Genomic DNA, 18,030 nt, shown 5'->3' with positions numbered 1-18,030 from the left:
GGCGGCTGCGGCGAGGGCCACAGCGGATAGTCTGGCGATCCCATGTCCGATACCTCCGCGCCCCGCGCCACCGACACCGACACCCGAACCGGCCCCGGCTCACCGGTCAGCGACCCGCCCGCCGCCGGTTCACCGCCCGCCGCACAGCCCCGGGACCTGACCGCCGTGCAACGCAACGCCGTCGCCGAACTGCTCCGGGTCTCCCCCGTCGCCGACGAGCTGGGCCGCCGGTTCGTCGCCGCCGGGCACGAGCTGCACCTGGTCGGCGGCTCGGTACGCGACGCGCTGCTCGGCCGGCTCGGCAACGATCTCGACTTCTGCACCGACGCGCACCCCGATCAGACCCTGGGGGTGCTGGCCGGCTGGGCGGAGGCGACCTGGGAGACCGGCCGGGAGTTCGGCACCATCGGTGCCCGGCGCGGTGGGCTGACGCTGGAGATCACCACGTTTCGCGCGGAGGCGTACGACGGGGTGACCCGCAACCCGGTCGTGGCGTACGGCACCAACCTGATCGACGACCTGCGGCGGCGGGACTTCACCATCAACGCGATGGCGGTCAGCCTGCCCGAGCACCGGTTCACCGACCCGTACGGTGGCGTCGCCGACCTGGCCGCCAAGGTCATCCGTACGCCGGGAACACCGCAGGAGTCGTTCGGTGACGATCCGCTGCGGATGCTGCGCGCGGCCCGGTTCGCCGCGCAGCTGCGCTTCGCCGTGCACCCCGACGTCCGCGCGGCGATGGCCACCATGGCCCCGGACCTGGACCGGATCACCGCCGAGCGGGTCCGGGACGAGTTCACCAAGCTGCTCTGCGGCGCCGACCCGGTCACCGGGCTGCGGCTGCTGGTCGATTCCGGGCTGGCCGACCACTTCCTACCGGAGCTGTCCGGGCTGCGCCTGGAGATCGACGAGCACGCGCAGCACAAGGACGTGTACGAGCACACCCTGACCGTGGTGAGCAACGCCGTACGGCTGGAGGACGACGGCTGCGACTTCGCCCTGCGGATGGCGGCGCTCATGCACGACGTGGGCAAGCCGGCGACCAAGGCGGTCGGGTCGGACGGCCGGGTCAGTTTCCACCACCACGAGGTGGTGGGCGCCCGGCTGACCCGGCAGCGGATGAAGGCGATGCGCTACCCGAAGGACATGATCGCGCAGGTGGCCACGTTGGTCGGGCTGCACCTGCGGTTCTACGGGTACGGCCGGGGAGAGTGGACCGACTCGGCGGTCCGCCGCTACGTCACCGACGCCGGTGACCTGCTGGGCCGGCTGCACAAGTTGACCCGATCGGACTGCACCACCCGTAACCGGCGTAAGGCGGCCGCGCTTGCCGCCGACTACGACGCGCTGGAGGAGCGGATCGCCCGGATCCAGGCCGAGGAGGACCTCGCCCGGGTGCGTCCCGACCTGGACGGTAACGCGATCATGGAGCTGCTCGGCGTACCGCCGGGGCCGGTCATCGGGCGTGCCTGGCGGCATCTGAAGGAGCTACGGCTGGAACGCGGCCCACTGGACCGCGACGAGGCCGAGGCGGAGCTGGTGCGCTGGGCCCGGTCCGAAGGGATCCTGCCGGACGCCGGTTGACGGTACGCCCGGCCCGATCCACCGGCTACCGGCCGTCGTGCTGCTCGACTACCGTCGCAGGGCGGACAGGCCGGGCGACCGCTGGGCGGTCGGCGTCGGCCGGCGATCGACCAACCGGGAGGGCCAGATGCAGCCGTGCGCGGTCTGTGGCGGTGGGTCCGTCAACCAGGCCGGCTACTGCCTGAACTGCGGTACGTTGCGCGGCGTTCCACCGGCTCCGCACAGCTATCCGCCCCAGCCCGCCCAGCCGGAGGCACCGCCACCAGCGACGAACCGGGGCCGTTCCTATCTGGTGCCGCTGGTGGCGCTCGGCTCCACGCTCGCTGTGCTGGTCGCCGCGATCGGTGTGGTGCTGGTGGCCCGCACTGCCGGCAGTGGCGATACCGACCGGGTGACGGCCGATCCGAGCCCTTCGCCGACCCCGAGTGCGTCCGTGACTCAGCGTGGTTCCGCACCCCCGTCGATCGACCCCTGCGTGGTCGGCTCCTGGGAGGTGGAATCGCACGAGGAGGACATCGCGCTACCCGCGCCGTTCGGGACCGCCCGGTTCGTCGGCGTCGGGCCGGGTGCCCGGGTCGAGCTGCGCGAGGACGGACTGGGCGCCATCCACTACGGCGACGGCACCGACTTCGAAGGGGAGGTCTCCGGGATCACCGTCACGCTCACCTTCACCGGGACGATCACCTACCACTACCGCGCCCTCGATGGCGCAGTCTCCTTCACCGACGTGAACGCCGACGGACTGGTCACGTTGAGCGCACCTGGTATCGAACCGAAGGAAGAGGAGTTGGCCGGCAACATCGATCCGGCCAACTACCGGTGCGGCGGTGACACGTTGACCCAGCAGACGAACCTGTACACCGTACAGATGGCCCGGCTCTGACGGCTGGCGTCGGCGATCAGAGCCGGCGATCAGAGCCTTCGACGGAAGCGGCGGGCCCGGGGAGCGACCCGGACCCGCCGTCCTGTTTCCGGGCGCGAGGTCAGCCCTTGTCCACGCCGGTTTCGGTCGCTGATCCGGTCAGTGGCGTGCGGTCGGCACGTCCGCCGTCGGTCGCCTCCGCGCTGGCGCCACCGAGCCTGGCGAGCATCCCGGCCAGGTCGATCCCGGTCAGGTCGGTGCCGAGCTGCAGACCCTGCGCCACGTTGTTGGCCACCGACTTCGTCAGCGCCGACGCCCCGTCGGTGGAGATGACGGTCATCTTGTCGATCGCGCCCATCGGGGCGCTGGCCGCCTCCACCACCTGCGGCAGCACCTTGACCAGCAGGTCCAGTACGGCGGCCTCGCCGTACGCGGCGAACGCCTCGGCCTTGCGGGCCATCGCCTCCGCCTCGGCCTCACCGCGGGCCCGGATCGCCGCCGCCTCGGCGTGGCCTTCCCGTTCGAACGCATCGGCGATCGCGGTACGCCGCCGCTGCTCGGCCTCGCCCTCCTTGGCACCTTCGATGGCGTTCGCCTCGGCCAGTGCCGCCCGCCGGGAGCGCTCACCTTCACCAGTGAGCCGGGCCTGCTCGGCGGAGGCCTGGGCAGCGGCGATGGTCGCCTGCCGCTCGGCGTCGGCACCCAGCACGGCGGCGCTACGAGCCGCCTCCGCCTCCTGCTCTACCCGGTAGCGTGCCGCGTCTGCCGGCTTGCGTACCTCGGTGTCGAGCTGGCGTTCCTTCAGCTCGGCGTTGCGCTCGGCGACCTTCTGCTGCTCGGAGAGGATGGCCTGGTCGCGTTCGGCCTGGGCCAGTGGGCCGGCTGCCGCCGACCTGGCCTTGGCGGCGTCGATCTCGGCCGCGATGGACGCCTGCTTGAGTGACAGGTTCCGGTTGGCTTCGGCGATCGCCTCTTCGGCGAGCAGCCGTTCCTGCTCGGCTGCCTGACGGGCCCGTGCCTCGGCGATCGCCGCGTCCTTGAGCACCCGGGCCGCCTCCGGCCGGCCGAGGTCCTGCAGATAGGTGCCCTCGGCGATGATGTCCTGCAGCTGGAAGGTGTCGAGCACCAGACCCTGGTTGGTCATCGAGTGTTCGGCTTCCTCGGCGACCGCGCTGGCGAAGGCGGCCCGGTCCCGGATGATCTCCTCGATGGTGAGCCGGCCGACGATCGACCGCAGCGCACCGGCGAGGACCTCCCGGGTGAAGTCCTCAATCTCGTCCTGCTGGTGCAGGAAGCGTTGGGCGGAGGCGCGGATCGCGTCCTCCGTACCGCCGATCTTGACGATCGCGACACCCTGCAGGTTGGCGCGGATGCCCTGCTTGCTGACCGCGCCGGTGATCTCGACGTGGATTCGGCGGCTGGACAGGTCGAGCACCTGGAGCTTCTGCACGACCGGCAGGACGAACACCGAGGCGCCCATCACGACCTTCTGCCCGGACATGTCGGTGGAGCGGGAACCGTCGAGCGCCTGGGTGGTGCGACCCTTGCGGCCGGTGACGATGAACGCCTCGTTGGAGCCGGCGACCTTGATCCTGGAGAGCACGAAGAGGATGAGGACGAGCACCAACGCCGCGGCGCCGACGATCGCGATGAGCAGTGGGGGCATGCGGGTTCCTTAGGAGATGGGGTGGATCTCGATGTCACTGGATCGTGGAGATCTGCTCGACGACGACACTGGTGTCGCTGACCGCCTCGACGACGAAGACCTGGGTGCCCAGCGGGATGGTCCGGTCGGCGCGAGCGTTCAGCTTGACCGGTTGCCCGCCGAGACGGACCCGGATCTCGCCGTACCCGCCGGGGTGGATCGGGGTGATCACGACGCCGAGCGTGCCGACCAGGTCGCGGCGGGTGGGGGTCGCGTCGGTGGGCATGTCATGGGCGGCGCGGGACAGCCGCGCGGTCAGCCAGCCGGTGGGCACCGCGGCGGCGACGCCGATCGCGGCGGCGGTGAGCGTCAGGCTGGCGCTGCCGGCACCGAGCAGTTCGTTCGCGATGGCGCCGGCGAAGCCGAACGCCCCGGCGAAGCCGGCGACCACCTCCACCGACACCGGGCCGTCGGCACCGACGTTGCCGAGGTGCAGCAACTCGCCGCCGAGCAGCCCGACGGCGAGGACCGCCACCCCCAGGCCGCCGATGACGAGAAATACTAGTGTTCCGGTGTCCACACCCCGTGACGATAGCCCTTGCCTGCAAAGAGGCTCGTAGCTGGTTGACACCCTTCGATGCCGGCTCTGCCGACGATCAGGGTCGGTCAGCTGACAGCTGTCGGATACTGCCGAGCCGGCAGTGTTCCGAAGTAGCGCTCGCAGTGGATGTCCTGAACCCATGGATCCGTGGCGAGCGAGAGCAGCTGTGACTGCAGTTGCGAGTCACTGTCCAGAACGATGTTCTCGACGTACCCGTTCCGGAGCAGTTGCGGTGGGGACCATGTGACGCGGACCAGCCATCGGCGGTCCAGCCTGAGGTCGAGGGTCTGAGACACGTTGTTCCCTTCCGGTAGTTCTCGGTGCTGGTCAGCTGGTCTTGCCCGGAGTGGCGGTGGTGCCATCGGATGACCCGGGTGCCGCACGGAGCAGGCGCAGTCCCACGACGAACACGCCGGTTCCTCCGACGATGGCCAGCGTCATGGTCAGCCACCAGAAGGGCACGTCTACGGACCGGCAGACGACGGCTGTCAGAGCGGCGGTGCCGAGGCCCGCCATACACAGGATCACCAGGTTCACCGCTTGGTGGAGCTGCCCTTTCACCTCGACGGCACCTCCTGCCGTGATCAACCGACTTCTCAAGGTGACGGAGACTCTGTCCAGTTGTAGTGGGACCTCGTCCGCCTTGGCGCTCGGCCTTTCGTGGGTGAGGTCGATCTCCAGGTCTTCTTGGCCGTCCTGTGGCGGTGCTACTGCCATCCGTCGTCTCACATTCTCGTCTGCAACCCAGAGTGACCGGCGCTACGGTACAGCAGTCTATGCAACTGAGAGTAGCTCACAACGGGCGCGACACGCGCACATCACGCACACATGGCATACACGCGCTTCGCCTGGATCGCCCTGGCGTCACAGCGGGTCCCTGCGGGGGCACGGCGGGTGCGCAGGGGTGCCGCGTGGTCGCCGGCGGGCCGCAGCCAGCTTCGTGCACGGCCTTGTGAACCTCCTTCCAGTGACGTCCGCAACTCGATACGAGCGGTTGTCGCAGTGCTCCTGGGGGCAAGATTGATTCGTCAGTCAGGAGCGACTAGCTTGGCCGCATCAAGATCCAGCCGTTTGGTGGATATGGCACATCGTACGTCTGAGATGCATCAAACGCGCACCAGGTGAGCGCATGTTGAGGTCAGATGTGGCATCATGTACAACGTACGCCCGTCCGGTTACTTACAGTGACTTATGTGCAGGGGGTGCGGGTAGCCGTGAAGGAGGAAGGCAGTCATGAGCTCGGTAAGGAAAACCCCCGACGACGTGCGGTCGGCCCCGGGCGGTCGACGTCCATCCGGTCAGGTCGACCCAGCTGGCGAGAGCGCGGTCCAGCCAGCGACGGTGACCACCGGCACGCTGACCCGAGTGACGGCGAACTTCACGCCGCGAGCCATTCAGGCGTTGGAGAAGATTGCCGGTGAGACCGGTGACTCCAAGACCGACATACTCAACCGCTCGGTGCTGCTCTATGACGCGATTCTCGACGCGGTGGAACGGGGTGGCGGATCTCTGCAGGTGACCTATCCGGACGGCACCCGTGAGCGGCTGCGTTTCATCGGCTGACCGAGCCCCGAACGATCAACAGGTCGCACCATCCCACCAGATCCGACGGTTCCCGCACGGCACCGTCGCGATGACAGAATCGGCTGGTGCAGGTCCTCGTCCGGTCCAAGATCAGTAACGCTGACCTTGACGCCATCCACCAGCTCGACACGTCGTTCTCCGCCACGTCCGTCTATCAGGTCGCTGTGCGCGAGGACGGTTTCAGGCTCCGGGAGACTCCGGTGCCACCGCTGAGCCGGCGCTACGACCTGACCGAGGGTGTCACCGCCGGCAGCCGACCCTGGGATCTGTACGCGCTCGCCGTCACCGACACGCGGCCGGTCGGCTTCATGGCGACCACCTACGAGCGCTGGAACGGGCGGCAGGTCGTCAACGAGCTGCACGTCGCCCCGACGCACCGCCGGCGAGGGCTGGCCCGGGAACTGCTGGGCCTCGTCGCGGTCACTGCCCGGGAGAACGGCGCCCGGGAGCTCTGGCTGGAGACCCAGAACGTCAACATCGCGGCGGTACGGGCGTACCGCCGGCTCGGGTTCGTGCTGACCGGCATCGACACCACGCGCTACCTGCCGCCGTACGACGACGAGGTGGCCCTGTTCATGTCGGCACCGGTGCCACCACCGTTTGCCGACCCGGCCGCGGTGCCACCACCGTCTGCCGACCCGGCCGCGGTGCCACCCTTTGCCGATCCGGCCGGCGACGGCGGATGATCGACGGATGCGATGGGCGGTGCTCGACTCACCGATAGGTGGGCTTTCGGTGGCCGCAGACGACGTCGGCGTGTGTCGGGTGCTGTTCGGGCGGGCCGACGGGGTCGACGACGGACCGACCACCGACCCGACGCTACAGACGGCGCTCGACGAGCTGCGCGGCTACTTCGCCGGTGAGCTGACCAGGTTCACGGTGCCGCTGTCAGTGCGGCAGGGCTCCGACTTCGAGCGCGCCGTCTGGCGGCGGATGACCGACATCGGGTACGGGCGGACCGAGACCTACGGGGCGGTCGCCGCCGCGTTGGGTGACCGGCAGGCTGCCCGGGCGGTGGGGGTGGCCTGCAACCGCAACCCGATCCCGGTGATCGTGCCCTGTCACCGGATCATCGGTGCCGGCGGCAAGCTGGTCGGCTTCGGCGGTGGCCTGCCGCGCAAGCGGCACCTGTTGGAGTTGGAGGCCGGGGTGGCACTGCGCCAGGCCTGGAGCTGACAGTCCGCCCGGCACCGGCCACCGAGCGACGCCTGCGGGGCGGGGTCACCAGCCGGCTGGTGACCCCGCCCCGCAGGCGTGCGACGACGAGCGGTCTGGTTCAGCGCTCGATCTTGTTGGCGATGAAGTCCTCGACGGCCTGGTGGGCGTCGTGGTCGGCATACTGCTCCGGCGGCGACTTCATGAAGTAGGACGACGCGGAGAGGATCGGCCCGCCGACCCCCCGGTCCAGCGCGATCTTCGCGGCACGCAACGCGTCGATGATCACACCGGCGGAGTTGGGGGAGTCCCACACCTCCAACTTGAGTTCCGCGTTGAGCGGGGTGTCGCCGAACGAGCGGCCCTCCAGCCGGATGTACGCCCACTTGCGGTCGTCCAGCCACGGCACATGGTCGGACGGCCCGATGTGTACGTCGCTCTTGGCCATCTCGTGTGGTACCTGGGAGGTCACCGACTGGGTCTTGGAGATCTTCTTGGAGACCAGTCGGGTGCGCTCCAACATGTTCATGAAGTCCATGTTGCCGCCGAAGTTGAGCTGGTACGTGCGCAGCAGCTCGACGCCACGGTCCTCGAAGAGTTTGGCCAGGGCGCGGTGCACGATCGTGGCACCGACCTGGCTCTTGATGTCGTCGCCGACGATCGGCAGCCCGGCGTCGGTGAACTTCTGGGCCCAGGTCGGGTCCGAGGCGATGAAGACCGGTAGGGCGTTGACGAACGCGCAGCCGGCGTCGATGGCGGCCTGGGCGTAGTGCCGGGCCGCCTGCTCGGAGCCGACCGGCAGGTAGCAGACGACCACGTCGGCGCGGGCGTCCCGCAATGCCTGGGCGATGTCGACCGGGTGCTGGTCGGACTCGTGGATGATCTCCCGGTAGTACTCACCGACGCCGTCGAGGGTGGGGCCACGCTGCACCAGCACCCCGGTGGGCGGTACGTCGCAGAAGTTGATCGTGTTGTTCTCGCTGGCGCTGATCGCCTCCGCGAGGTCCATGCCGACCTTCTTGGCGTCCACGTCGAACGCCGCGACGAACTCGACGTCCGAGACGTGATAGTCGCCGAAGGTGACGTGCATGAGACCCGGGACGCGGTCGTTTGGGTCGGCGTTGCGGTAGTACCCCACGCCCTGGACCAGGGACGAGGCGCAGTTTCCGACACCGACGATGGCGACGCGGACGGAGCCCATCGCGTTTGCCTCCTTCTTGTTCTTCACGGCCGCTCCTGCTCCTGTCCGGGTTGTCCGGGCGAAGCTTCCCTGGTCTGTCCAGGCGGAGGCGGTTCGCTTGCTGCGGGTTCGTTGTGCGTGGGGTCGAGGTGGCCGGTGCGCGGGGCACGGCCGGACCGCTCGTTGGCGATCAGTTCCTCCAGCCAACGGACCTCGCGCTCGCAGGCGTCGAGTCCGTGCCGCTGAAGTTCGAGGGTGTACGCGTCGAGGCGCTCGGCGGCGCGGCTGAGCACGTCGCGGAGTCCTTCCCGGCGTTCCTCGATCTTGCGTCGCCGACCCTCCAGGATCCGTAGCCGGGTGGCCCGGTCGGTCCGGGAGAAGAAGGCGAAGTGCACGCCGAACCCGGTGTCCTCGTAGGTCTCCGGGCCGGCCTGGGCGATCAGGTCGGCGAACCGTTCCTTGCCCTCGGCGGTGATGGTGTAGACGACCCTGCCCCGTCGGCTGGTGAGCGCGGGGATCTCCACGTCGGCGGTCGGCGGGTCGTCGGCCTCGGCGATGAGGCCGTTGGTCTGCAGCCGGCGCAGGGTGGGGTAGAGCGATCCGTAGCTGATCGCGGCGCGGATGGCACCGAGTTTGGCGGCGAGTTCCTTGCGGAGCTCGTAGCCGTGCATCGGGGACTCCTGAAGCAGGCCGAGGATGGCCAGTTCCAGCATGCTGTCCCTCCTGCCTGGTCGCCGTTCGGTCGTCGTTCGCCGTTCACCGAGGTCGGTTGCCGGGAGCTGGCCAGCGGCTGCCTGCGGTTCACCGAGCCGATGTATCGGCCCGATACATCGACACGGTAGACGGGATCCGGTCGGCCGGCAAATGTTCCTCCGCATGCGATTGGCTACCGAAGGTGACGGCGGTCGCCAAGTTCAGCCCGGACCGCGTACGCTCGATTCCATGCGTTCTCAGCGGCGGATCGTCGACTACTCGCTACAGCGGCGAGCAGTGCTGCGGGACGTTCTGTCTGGCCGGGTCGGCACCTACGAAGTGTGCGATGCCTCGCCGTACCTGAAGAACGCAGCTCGGTTCCACGGCGAGTCGACGGAGGAGCCTTGTCCGATCTGCCACCGCGAGAACCTGACCCATGTGCACTACATCTACGGTGATGAGCTGAAGCAGTCCGCCGGGCAGGCCCGGAACCGGGCTGAGTTGTCGCTCCTGGCGATGACGCTGCGTGAGTTCCAGGTGTACGTCGTCGAGGTGTGTCGCGTCTGCAACTGGAACCATCTGGTCGAGCAGTACCTGCTCGGCCGGCAAGGTCTGGACCCGACCGACGCCGACGACGCGGGCGCCGCGCTGGCCGGGTCTGGTGGCGGTCCGGCGCTCATGAGCAAACGAAGGCGAGAGGCTCACCGGTGAACCCAACTGCCCGGCCGCTGCGTAGGCACCAGAGAGTGGGCAGGGCAATGTGAATGGTTGACCGGACAAGTCACGATATTTCTGATGAAGTGGCTTTCGGCTGCTGGTGCCGCTGCGGCACCAGCAGTGGGCCAACTCACGGCAGACCGGTGGTGTCGCGCGTGCGTACCACCGCAACCGGCAGGGTGTGACACATGAACACGTACGGCGACCCCAACTCCGCTCACGGGCATGCCAACAGATCAGGCACCGGCGGCGGGTACGGATCTGAGCCGGATGACCGCCAGTGGGGCTTCGGCGAGGACGACGCGCCGCCGGGACGCTCCCGTGCCCCGTACGGTGAAGCCGATGCCGGCTGGCAGCGGCCGGCTGGCCGTGCCCCGAGCAGTGGTGGACGGGCGTCGGTCGGTGGCGTCGCTCCGGTCAGTGGCAGCGCCTCGGTGGGCGGTGCCGCCGGGCGGGCGTCAGCCGGGCGGGCCTCGGTCGGCGGATCGGCCGGGCGGGCCTCGGTCGGCGGTGGATCGGCGTCGGTCGGTGGCGTCGCTCCGGTCAGTGGCAGCGCCTCGGTGGGCGGTGCCGCCGGGCGGGCGACGGTCGGCCGGGCCAGCGTACGGCCCGTGTCCCCGGCCGGCGGTTTCGGTGACGGCCCCGGTGGGCCGGGTGGCCCCGGTGGCCCCGGTGGCCCCGGCGGACCGGGTGGCCCTTCCGGCCCCGGGCGGCGTGGGCGCGGCGGCCGCAACGACCCCGCGGCGGCCAAGAAGGCCAAGCAGCGACGGCGGATCAACCTGCTGATCGCCTCGTTCGCGATTCTGATCATGCTCACCGGCGGTGCGGTGGTCGGCGGCACCTACTACACGACCACGGTGGCACTGCCCGAGGAACTGCCGCTGCCGTTGGCCAGCACGCTCTACGCCAGCGACGGCAACACCCGGATCGCCAAGCTGGGCGAGTTCAACCGGATCTTCGTGCCGGTCGAGCAGATCCCGGAGCACGTGCAGGAGGCGGTGGCGTCCGCCGAGGACCGTAACTTCTACGAACACTCGGGGATCGACTACGTCGGCATCGCCCGCGCGGCGTGGAACAACTTCACCGGCGGCAGCCGGCAGGGTGCCTCCACCATCACCCAGCAGTACGCCAAGAACGCGATGGACCTACGGGACGTTTCGTACGCCCGGAAGGTTCGGGAGGCAGTGCTCGCTTCGAAGCTGAACGACAAGTACGAGAAGCACGAGATCATGGGGTTCTACCTGAACACCATCTACTTCGGCCGTGGCGCGTACGGCATCGAGGCTGCCGCCCAGCAGTACTTCGGCAAGTCGGTCGCCGATCTGAACGTCGCCGAGGGCGCGGTGATCGCGGCGGTGATCAAGCAGCCGGAGCCGGACTCCGCCGGCGGCCACCAGGGCTTCGACCCGGCGATCAACGAGGCGGAGGCGAAGGCCCGCTGGGAGTACGTCATCGGCGGCATGATCGAGAAGGGCTGGATCTCGGAGGCCGAGCGGCCGGCCGAGTACCCGGAGGTCAGGGTGGTCGACCCGAACAGTTGCGTCATCGACTGCGGGATCAACACACCCGAGGGCAACGTCATCAACTACGTCCGGGACGAGATGGTGCAGTTGGGCATCTGCACCCCGGACACCTGCTCACAGGAGCTTCGCCAGGGCGGGTACAAGATCACCACGACGATCGACCCGAAGATGCAGGAAGCGGCGAAGAAGGCGATCTGGCGCAAGGCCGACGGTTCGGCCATGGAAGGCCAGCCGGAGAACCTGATGGCCGCCATGGTCGCGATAGAGCCGTCGACCGGTCGCGTGCTGGCCTACTTCGGTGGCGACAACGGCACCGGGCACGACTACGCCGGTCGCAACTACGAGAACGGCCAATGGACCGGCGGCCACTCGCCCGGCTCGACGTTCAAGATCTATACGCTGGCGGCGGCGTTGGACAACGACATCTCGGTCGACTCGCACTGGACGGCCAAACCGTTCAAGGTCGAGGGCACCGAGATCCGGGTGCAGAACGCCGGCCGTAACGCCGGCTGCGGCGAGTGGTGCTCACTGGTCGAGTCCACCGTCCAGTCGTACAACGTGCCCTTCTACCACGTGACAGAGCAGATCGGTGCGGACAAGGTGGTGGGGATGGCCGCCGCCGCCGGTATCCACACGATGTGGAACACCGCCGACGACAAGCCGTACGACCTCACCTCGGTCGACCCGAAGGAGGTCGCCCCGTCGCCGTTCTTCAACGTGGTCGCCTACGGGCAGTACCCGGTGACCGTGCTCGACCACGCCAACGGCGTGTCGACGCTGGCCAACCGGGGCGTCTACAACAAGGCACACTTCGTGATCTCGGTGGAGCAGAAGAACACCCAGACCGGTGAGTGGCTGTCCAAGGGTGGCGAGCAGCTCAAGCCGGACCAGCGCATCCGCCCGGAAGTGGTCGCCGACCTCACCGACGTGCTGACCCGGATCCCGGACAACATCGGCAAGGACCTCAGCGGCGGCCGCCCGGTCGCCGGCAAGACCGGCACCTGGGAGCTCAACGACGACAGCAGCGAGAACGGCGACGCCTGGATGGTCGGGTACACGCCGCAGATCGCCGCCGCCGTCTGGGTCGGCAACGTGGCAGACCGCAAGCCACTGCGGGACAAGAACAACAACTCGATCGGCGGCGCCGGTCTGCCGGCCACCATCTGGCAGCGCTTCATGAACGAAGCTCACAAGGGCATGGACGTCGCACGCTTCCCGGAAGCCCGGGAAATCGGCAGCGTCGACGCCGGCAACGGCAAATCGCCGGCGCCACCGCGGCCGGACCCGGACACGCAGGGCGGTGGCGGCGTCTGTGACGGGCCGCTGGGTGCCATCTTCTGTCCCGGCGGCAACCCGCCCGGCGGCAACGGCAACCCCAACAACGGCGGCCAGGGCAACGGAACCCCGCCCGACCCCGGCGGTGGGACCGATCCCACCGACGATGGGCAGTCCGACGACGACGATGACAGAGGCACCGGAATCGAGTTCGGTGGCGGTGGCGGCGGCACGGGTGTGACTCCCACCCCTGACCCCACCGGCTTCGGCTGATCGATATCCGGGAATCCATCGCACCGGCACCGGCCGGCGACCGGGTCATCTGACCAGGTCGCCGGCCGGTGTGTCGGTACGGGCGTTGCGACATGCCGGGCCCCGGCAGACGAAAGCCGGTTCGGTACGGCAGGATGCCTGTTCATGAGCGTGCAGCCACCGAACGGCATCGATGAAGCTGAGCGGGACGAAGTCGCCGGCCCACCCGCTGCGCATCCCGGCGCGACGCCCGACGGGGTGCAGGTCGACCATCCGTCCCGCAGCGACGCGTTCGTCCGGGGACTGTCCGAATCCATCGGCGGTCCACTCGGCCGACACGCCGCCGGGCAGGACCGGGTGTCGCCGCGGCCCGGCCGGTTCTGGACTGCGGCCCGGGTCGTGCTGGCGCTGATCTGCCTCAGTCTGGCCGCCCACTGGGTGCAGAAGTCGCCCTGCATGGACGGTGGCTGGCACAGCAACATCCAGTACACGAAATTCTGCTACACCGACGTGCTCGCGCTCTACTACGCCGAAGGACTCAACGAGGGCAAGGTCCCCTACCGGGACCACCCGGTCGAGTATCCCGTGGTGACCGGGTACTTCATGGGCATGATCGGCCTGCCGGTGCACGCACTCGGTGCCGACCGACCCGAGCTCAACCAGGCGATGTGGTTCTACAACGCCAACGCCCTGGTGCTCTGCGCGCTCGCGGTGGCGACGGTGGCGACGATTCTCGCGCTACGCCGCCGCCGCCCCTGGGACGCCGCCATGTTCGCGCTCGCCCCCGCGCTGGTGCTGACGGCCACCGTCAACTGGGACATGTTGCCGATCGCGTTCGCCGCCTTCGGCCTGTTCGCCTGGGTCCGCCAACGTCCCCTGCTCGCGGGGGTCCTGCTCGGCGTTGGCGCCGCCGCCAAGATGTGGCCGCTGTTCCTGCTCGGACCGATCCTGGTGCTCGGCCTGCGGTCGGCCAGGATCCGGGCGACGATGATCGCGATCTTCACCACGCTCGCCACCATCGTCGCGCTCAACCTGCCCGTCTACTACTTCGCCTACGACGGCTGGCGCCGCTTCTTCGACCTCAACTCGGAGCGGGCCATCGACTGGGGAACGCTGTGGTACATCGGGCGATACCTGGACGGCAAATGGTTCGCCGGGGTGGCCGGCGACCAGGGCCCGTTCCAGTGGCTCAGCGCCAACATCCCGACCCTGAACATGCTGTCGTACGCGTTGTTCGGGCTGGCCTGCGTCGGCATCGGGGCGTTGGCGATGCTCGCACCGCGCCGCCCCCGGCTCGCCGCGCTGGCCTTCCTGGTGGTCGCCGCGTTCCTGATCCTCAGCAAGGTCTGGTCCCAGCAGTTCACCCTGTGGCTGTTGCCGCTGATCGTGCTCGCCCGCCCGCGCTGGGGTGCCTTTCTCGTCTGGCAGGCCGCCGAGGTCGGCTACTTTCTCGCCTTCTACGGCCAGCTGCTCGGCGCGTCGACCGGAACGCAGATCATCCCCGAAGGGGTGTTCGTTCTCGCCGCCACCTTCCGGCTGGCCGCGGTGGTGGCGCTGGCCGTGTTCGTGATCCGTGACATTCTCCGGCCGGAGTTGGACGTGGTGCGCGGCACCTACCTGGACGACCCGGACGGCGGGGTGTTCGACGGGGCGCCGGACGCGGCGTGGGTGCACCGGATCCGGAACCGACTACTCGGCGGACCCGACTCACAGCCGGAAGACGACGGTGTCGCCGATGTCCGCCCGCTCGATGCCGAGCCCGTCGACCGGTAGGTCGATCGTGGTCTGAAACGGTGTGCCGACCACCCTGTCACGCCGGACCACCACGGTGCGTACGCCGAGTTCCCGCAGGTACGAGATGCTCGCCTGATCGGGGAAACGCTGGGTGATCTCGCGTACCTCGGCCAGCCGCTGCGGGGTGAAGCCGCTGCCACCGTTGACCACCGGCTGGAACCGGCTCGTCGACCAGAGCATCACGTGCTGGTCGAGATTCTGGCCGCTCGGCAGCACCAGGATCGGGCCGTCGTCGACCCGCATGATCTGCGGCTGCTCGGGCACCTCCGGGTGCGGGGTGACGTTGAGGCCCTCCACCAGGACGAGCAGCAGCGGCAGCAGGGTGGCCAGGCGCAGCAGCGCACCGGGCCGCTCGGTGACCCGTTGCCGGGCGATGTCGTCCACCCGCCGGACCAGCGCCGCCATCGCGCCAGCGGCGAGAATCGCCAGCAGCAGTGTCGTCCAGAGCATCATCCGACCGGGCGTACGGATGCCGTCCCAGCCGGGCAGGTACTCGAACAGCAGCCCGTAGGTGTAGGTGCCGCCGAGGAAGTTGGTGCCCATCGACAGGATCGCGGTGAGCAGCACGCCCGCGAGCAGCAGCAGGCGTTGCCGCACTGTCCAGATCGAGAAGACCAGGCCGGCCAGGGCCAGCGCGTAGAGCACGAAGCCCGGTAGCAGAGTCATCTCGGGATGCCAGGGCAGCGCGGCGCGGGCGTCGGCGTGCCGCGCGCCCCACAGCAGTGACTCTTCCGGCGCGGTGAACAACCCCGACAGCGGCGGTGAGTAGGCGGCCAGGTCGTCGAGGGTGCGGGCCGCGTTCGGGTGCAGTTCGGCAACCCTGAAGTACGGGATCGCCAGCAGTACGCCGACGGCGGCGAACAACGCGCCACCGGCCAGGTCGGTGAGCAGCAGGACGGCCCCGAACGGCTTGCGAGGGCGCCAGAACCAGGTGCGCCGAACGACGTACATGACGAACGAGACCAGGCAGCCGACCGCGAGGATGTAGATGAACGGCAGCCCGATTCCGAAGCCCAGACTGATCTGCCAGGCGGCCACCAGCCAGCCGCCGAGCGCCCAGCCGACGCTGCGCTTGTCGGGCCGGTAGCCGTACCGCAGGGTCCAGCCGTGGCCGCGGGCGAGCATCGCCAACGCCAACGGAATGCCGCCGTTGGAGACGATGTGCAGGTGCCCGGCCTGGGAGAGCAGCCACGGTGCGTACGCGTACGCGGCCCCGCCGACCGCCGCCGCGGTCCGACCGGCACCGAGCTGGCGGATCAGTGCGTAGGCACCGAGCGCCGCGATCGCGTGGGCGAGCACGAAGACGAGGTTGTACCGGAGGATCGCCGCCGTCGGGCCCTCGCCGATCATTCCGGCGGGCGCGTAGCCGAGCAGGGTGTCGGAGAAGGCGAAGGTCCAGGACTCCGGGTAGAACGTGTTCGACTGCCACAACTGAGTGGGGTCCGTCAGCAGGATGTGCCCGGACCAGGCCATCTGCCAGGCCTGCAGAGTCGGGTCCCAGGTGTCCTGCGGGATCGTGTAGAGCGGGTGGCGCAGCGTCGGCCAGGTCATCGCCACGGCGAGGGCGATCGTGGCGAGGCCGGCGAGGGACCATTCATGCCCGATCACCCGGCCCACCGCGCGGGTGGCTCGACCGATGCGCGAGGGTGGTCGCCCCGGATCGGGCGCGAACGCGACGAAGGGATCGGCCGGCTTGTCCGGCTCGTTCGGCTCGTCGGCGTCCTGCTGCACTGCGGGCTTGTCCGGCTCGGCGGCCGGTTCGTCGTGACCGATTGGCTCGTCGGCTCTGGCCGTCGTCGCCGGGGTGGCGTCGTTGTCCGGTGCCGGCGGTGCCGGGGTGGCGTCGTTGTCCGGTGCCGGGGTGGCCGACGGCTCGTCGGCCCGAGCACCGTCGCCGGTCGTCGCCTGTTTGTCGGTCATCGCGACGGATCCTGTTGCCCCAGCCGTGTCCGAAGATAGGCGATGTCGGTGGCCTGGCCCTCGCTTCCGCCGGGAGTCTCGACGATTGCCGGTGCGTCGGCCGCGCGAATGGCCGCGACGATCAGCTCCGGATCGATCGACCCGGCCTGGAGGTTTTCGTGGCGGTCCCGGCGGCTGTCGAACTCGTCCTTGGACCCGTTCGCGTGGATCAGGTCGATCCGACCGGTGATCGCCTTCACCCGGTCGACGATTCCGAGCAGGTCCTCGCCGGCCGCATGCGCGTGGCAGGTGTCCAGGCAGAAGCCGGGACCGAACTCGCCCACGGCGTCCCACAGCCGGGCGAGTGCGTCGAACCGCCGGGCACAGGCGTTGTCGCCGCCGGCGGTGTTCTCGATGAGCACCGGGAGCGGGAAGCCACCCTGCTGTTCGGCGTAGGCGAACGTCTTGCGCCAGTTGGCGAAACCGATCGACGGATCGTCGCCGCGATTGACGTGCCCCCCGTGCACGATCAGGCCCTTGGCGCCGATGTCGTGGGCGCTGGCGGCATGGTTCACCAGGAGTTTGCGGCTCGGGATACGAATCCGGTTGTTCGAGGTGGCCACGTTGATCACGTAGGGCGAGTGGACGTAGAGATCGATGTCCGAGCCGCGCAACCGCTCCGCGTCGGTACGCGGCTTCGGCGCCTGCCAACCCTGCGGATCCGCCAGGAAGAACTGGACGGCGTCGGCTTGGCGGTCGGCGGCCGCGGCGAGCGGGTCGGTGGGGTCGACGTGGGCTCCGATACGCATGGGGGCGAGCCTACGTGGCAAGCCTGACGATCCGGGCGCGGTGCCTCGGCCCGATCCGCAGGTCGCTACGGGCGGTTCCGGGGCGGGTACGCCGGGCTGATCGGGGGCGTCACCACGGTGGGGCGATGTCGTTGGTTCCGGTAGACATCGGGCTCGGCAGCCTCCCGCCCGGCGTGCCGGACCCGCCATTGCGGCAGCGAGAGGACCGCCGTTGCACGTGTCGCTGGGAGTCGGGCCGGAAGCTTCCTGGCTCACCGACCTGGCCAACCAAGATCATCCAACCGGACTATTGGCGATTCTTGCCTTAATTGCGGTAATTGGTGTATCTGCCGCTGCTATCAGGGTTATCCTTGTACAACACGGGCAGAAGCCTCGGTAGCTGCCCCCCGGCCGGCCCGGGCCGTACAACTGCACAGGCTCCGCGGGGCGCTTCATGTCCAACCTCGTCGGTGTGGTC

The 18,030-nt window shown here is 69.2% G+C and carries 15 protein-coding genes; 8 read left to right on the top strand and 7 right to left on the bottom strand.

Annotated elements, in window-relative coordinates:
* The first annotated feature begins 42 nt into the window (after window positions 1-42).
* Both ACFHVL_RS03040 and ACFHVL_RS03035 read left to right on the top strand, forming a co-directional pair.
* A complete protein-coding gene (locus tag ACFHVL_RS03040) occupies window positions 43-1,584 on the top strand; it encodes a CCA tRNA nucleotidyltransferase (RefSeq protein WP_416625311.1) in 1,542 nt (513 codons plus the stop codon).
* A gap of 127 nt (window positions 1,585-1,711) precedes the next feature.
* Window positions 1,712-2,467 (top strand): hypothetical protein, encoded by a 756-nt coding sequence (locus tag ACFHVL_RS03035; protein ID WP_416625310.1) that lies wholly within the window; start codon window positions 1,712-1,714, stop codon window positions 2,465-2,467.
* A 100-nt stretch (window positions 2,468-2,567) separates the two neighbouring features.
* Here the strand turns inward: ACFHVL_RS03035 and ACFHVL_RS03030 are convergent, their stop codons facing one another.
* The 3 genes from ACFHVL_RS03030 to ACFHVL_RS03020 form a co-directional block, all read right to left on the bottom strand.
* Complete coding sequence (locus ACFHVL_RS03030) at window positions 2,568-4,112, bottom strand: flotillin family protein (protein WP_416625309.1); 1,545 nt, start codon at window positions 4,110-4,112, stop codon at window positions 2,568-2,570.
* A gap of 34 nt (window positions 4,113-4,146) precedes the next feature.
* Window positions 4,147-4,671: an NfeD family protein gene (locus ACFHVL_RS03025; protein WP_416625308.1), complete on the bottom strand. Its 525-nt coding sequence runs from the start codon at window positions 4,669-4,671 to the stop codon at window positions 4,147-4,149.
* 348 nt (window positions 4,672-5,019) lie between these two features.
* Window positions 5,020-5,409, bottom strand: a complete 390-nt coding sequence (locus ACFHVL_RS03020) for a hypothetical protein (RefSeq protein WP_416625307.1) — start codon at window positions 5,407-5,409, stop codon at window positions 5,020-5,022.
* Window positions 5,410-6,033: 624 nt separating this feature from the next.
* Between ACFHVL_RS03020 and ACFHVL_RS03015 the strand changes: the two genes are divergently transcribed.
* The 3 genes from ACFHVL_RS03015 (at window position 6,034) to ACFHVL_RS03005 (ending at window position 7,452) form a co-directional block, all read left to right on the top strand.
* A complete protein-coding gene (locus tag ACFHVL_RS03015) occupies window positions 6,034-6,255 on the top strand; it encodes a hypothetical protein (protein ID WP_416625306.1) in 222 nt (73 codons plus the stop codon).
* A gap of 86 nt (window positions 6,256-6,341) precedes the next feature.
* Complete coding sequence (locus ACFHVL_RS03010; protein ID WP_416625304.1) at window positions 6,342-6,962, top strand: GNAT family N-acetyltransferase; 621 nt, start codon at window positions 6,342-6,344, stop codon at window positions 6,960-6,962.
* Window positions 6,963-6,969: 7 nt separating this feature from the next.
* A complete protein-coding gene (locus ACFHVL_RS03005) occupies window positions 6,970-7,452 on the top strand; it encodes a methylated-DNA--[protein]-cysteine S-methyltransferase (protein ID WP_416625302.1) in 483 nt (160 codons plus the stop codon).
* 100 nt (window positions 7,453-7,552) lie between these two features.
* On the opposite strand, the gene ACFHVL_RS03000 is transcribed toward ACFHVL_RS03005, so the two are convergent.
* Both ACFHVL_RS03000 and ACFHVL_RS02995 read right to left on the bottom strand, forming a co-directional pair.
* The gene (locus ACFHVL_RS03000) at window positions 7,553-8,632 is read right to left on the bottom strand and encodes an inositol-3-phosphate synthase (RefSeq protein WP_416625373.1); all 1,080 of its coding nucleotides are present in this window, start codon (window positions 8,630-8,632) and stop codon (window positions 7,553-7,555) included.
* A 23-nt stretch (window positions 8,633-8,655) separates the two neighbouring features.
* A complete protein-coding gene (locus ACFHVL_RS02995; protein WP_416625300.1) occupies window positions 8,656-9,324 on the bottom strand; it encodes a PadR family transcriptional regulator in 669 nt (222 codons plus the stop codon).
* A gap of 229 nt (window positions 9,325-9,553) precedes the next feature.
* Between ACFHVL_RS02995 and ACFHVL_RS02990 the strand changes: the two genes are divergently transcribed.
* From ACFHVL_RS02990 to ACFHVL_RS02980, 3 genes are all read left to right on the top strand, one after another.
* Window positions 9,554-10,015 (top strand): DUF5318 domain-containing protein, encoded by a 462-nt coding sequence (locus ACFHVL_RS02990; protein ID WP_416625298.1) that lies wholly within the window; start codon window positions 9,554-9,556, stop codon window positions 10,013-10,015.
* A 194-nt stretch (window positions 10,016-10,209) separates the two neighbouring features.
* Complete coding sequence (locus tag ACFHVL_RS02985; protein ID WP_416625296.1) at window positions 10,210-13,092, top strand: transglycosylase domain-containing protein; 2,883 nt, start codon at window positions 10,210-10,212, stop codon at window positions 13,090-13,092.
* 144 nt (window positions 13,093-13,236) lie between these two features.
* Window positions 13,237-14,844: a glycosyltransferase family 87 protein gene (locus ACFHVL_RS02980; protein WP_416625294.1), complete on the top strand. Its 1,608-nt coding sequence runs from the start codon at window positions 13,237-13,239 to the stop codon at window positions 14,842-14,844.
* Here the strand turns inward: ACFHVL_RS02980 and ACFHVL_RS02975 are convergent.
* Window positions 14,779-16,785 (bottom strand): hypothetical protein, encoded by a 2,007-nt coding sequence (locus tag ACFHVL_RS02975; protein WP_416625293.1) that lies wholly within the window; start codon window positions 16,783-16,785, stop codon window positions 14,779-14,781. The genes ACFHVL_RS02980 and ACFHVL_RS02975 overlap by 66 nt on opposite strands.
* Window positions 16,782-17,573 carry a deoxyribonuclease IV gene (locus ACFHVL_RS02970; protein ID WP_416625291.1) on the bottom strand — a complete coding sequence of 264 codons (792 nt, stop codon included), beginning with the start codon at window positions 17,571-17,573 and terminating at the stop codon, window positions 16,782-16,784. The genes ACFHVL_RS02975 and ACFHVL_RS02970 overlap by 4 nt, the downstream gene beginning before the upstream one ends.
* Between the last annotated feature and the right edge of the window lie 457 nt (window positions 17,574-18,030).

It is taken from the genome of Micromonospora sp. LOL_023 (assembly GCF_048060115.1).
Lineage (GTDB): Bacteria > Actinomycetota > Actinomycetes > Mycobacteriales > Micromonosporaceae > Micromonospora_E.
This window is presented reverse-complemented; position numbering and strand designations above follow the sequence as displayed.

Bases quoted from the DNA above. Each gene is read 5' to 3' on its own strand.
- ACFHVL_RS03035 (WP_416625310.1), top strand. From the start codon at position 1,712: ATGCAGCCGTGCGCGGTCTGTGGCGGTGGGTCCGTCAACCAGGCCGGC.
- ACFHVL_RS02990 (WP_416625298.1), top strand. From the start codon at position 9,554: ATGCGTTCTCAGCGGCGGATCGTCGACTACTCGCTACAGCGGCGAGCA.
- ACFHVL_RS02995 (WP_416625300.1), bottom strand. From the start codon at position 9,324: ATGCTGGAACTGGCCATCCTCGGCCTGCTTCAGGAGTCCCCGATGCAC.
- ACFHVL_RS02970 (WP_416625291.1), bottom strand. From the start codon at position 17,573: ATGCGTATCGGAGCCCACGTCGACCCCACCGACCCGCTCGCCGCGGCC.
- ACFHVL_RS03020 (WP_416625307.1), bottom strand. From the start codon at position 5,409: ATGGCAGTAGCACCGCCACAGGACGGCCAAGAAGACCTGGAGATCGAC.
- ACFHVL_RS02975 (WP_416625293.1), bottom strand. From the start codon at position 16,785: ATGACCGACAAACAGGCGACGACCGGCGACGGTGCTCGGGCCGACGAG.
- ACFHVL_RS03030 (WP_416625309.1), bottom strand. From the start codon at position 4,112: ATGCCCCCACTGCTCATCGCGATCGTCGGCGCCGCGGCGTTGGTGCTC.
- ACFHVL_RS03040 (WP_416625311.1), top strand. From the start codon at position 43: ATGTCCGATACCTCCGCGCCCCGCGCCACCGACACCGACACCCGAACC.
- ACFHVL_RS03000 (WP_416625373.1), bottom strand. From the start codon at position 8,632: ATGGGCTCCGTCCGCGTCGCCATCGTCGGTGTCGGAAACTGCGCCTCG.
- ACFHVL_RS02985 (WP_416625296.1), top strand. From the start codon at position 10,210: ATGAACACGTACGGCGACCCCAACTCCGCTCACGGGCATGCCAACAGA.
- ACFHVL_RS02980 (WP_416625294.1), top strand. From the start codon at position 13,237: ATGAGCGTGCAGCCACCGAACGGCATCGATGAAGCTGAGCGGGACGAA.
- ACFHVL_RS03005 (WP_416625302.1), top strand. From the start codon at position 6,970: ATGCGATGGGCGGTGCTCGACTCACCGATAGGTGGGCTTTCGGTGGCC.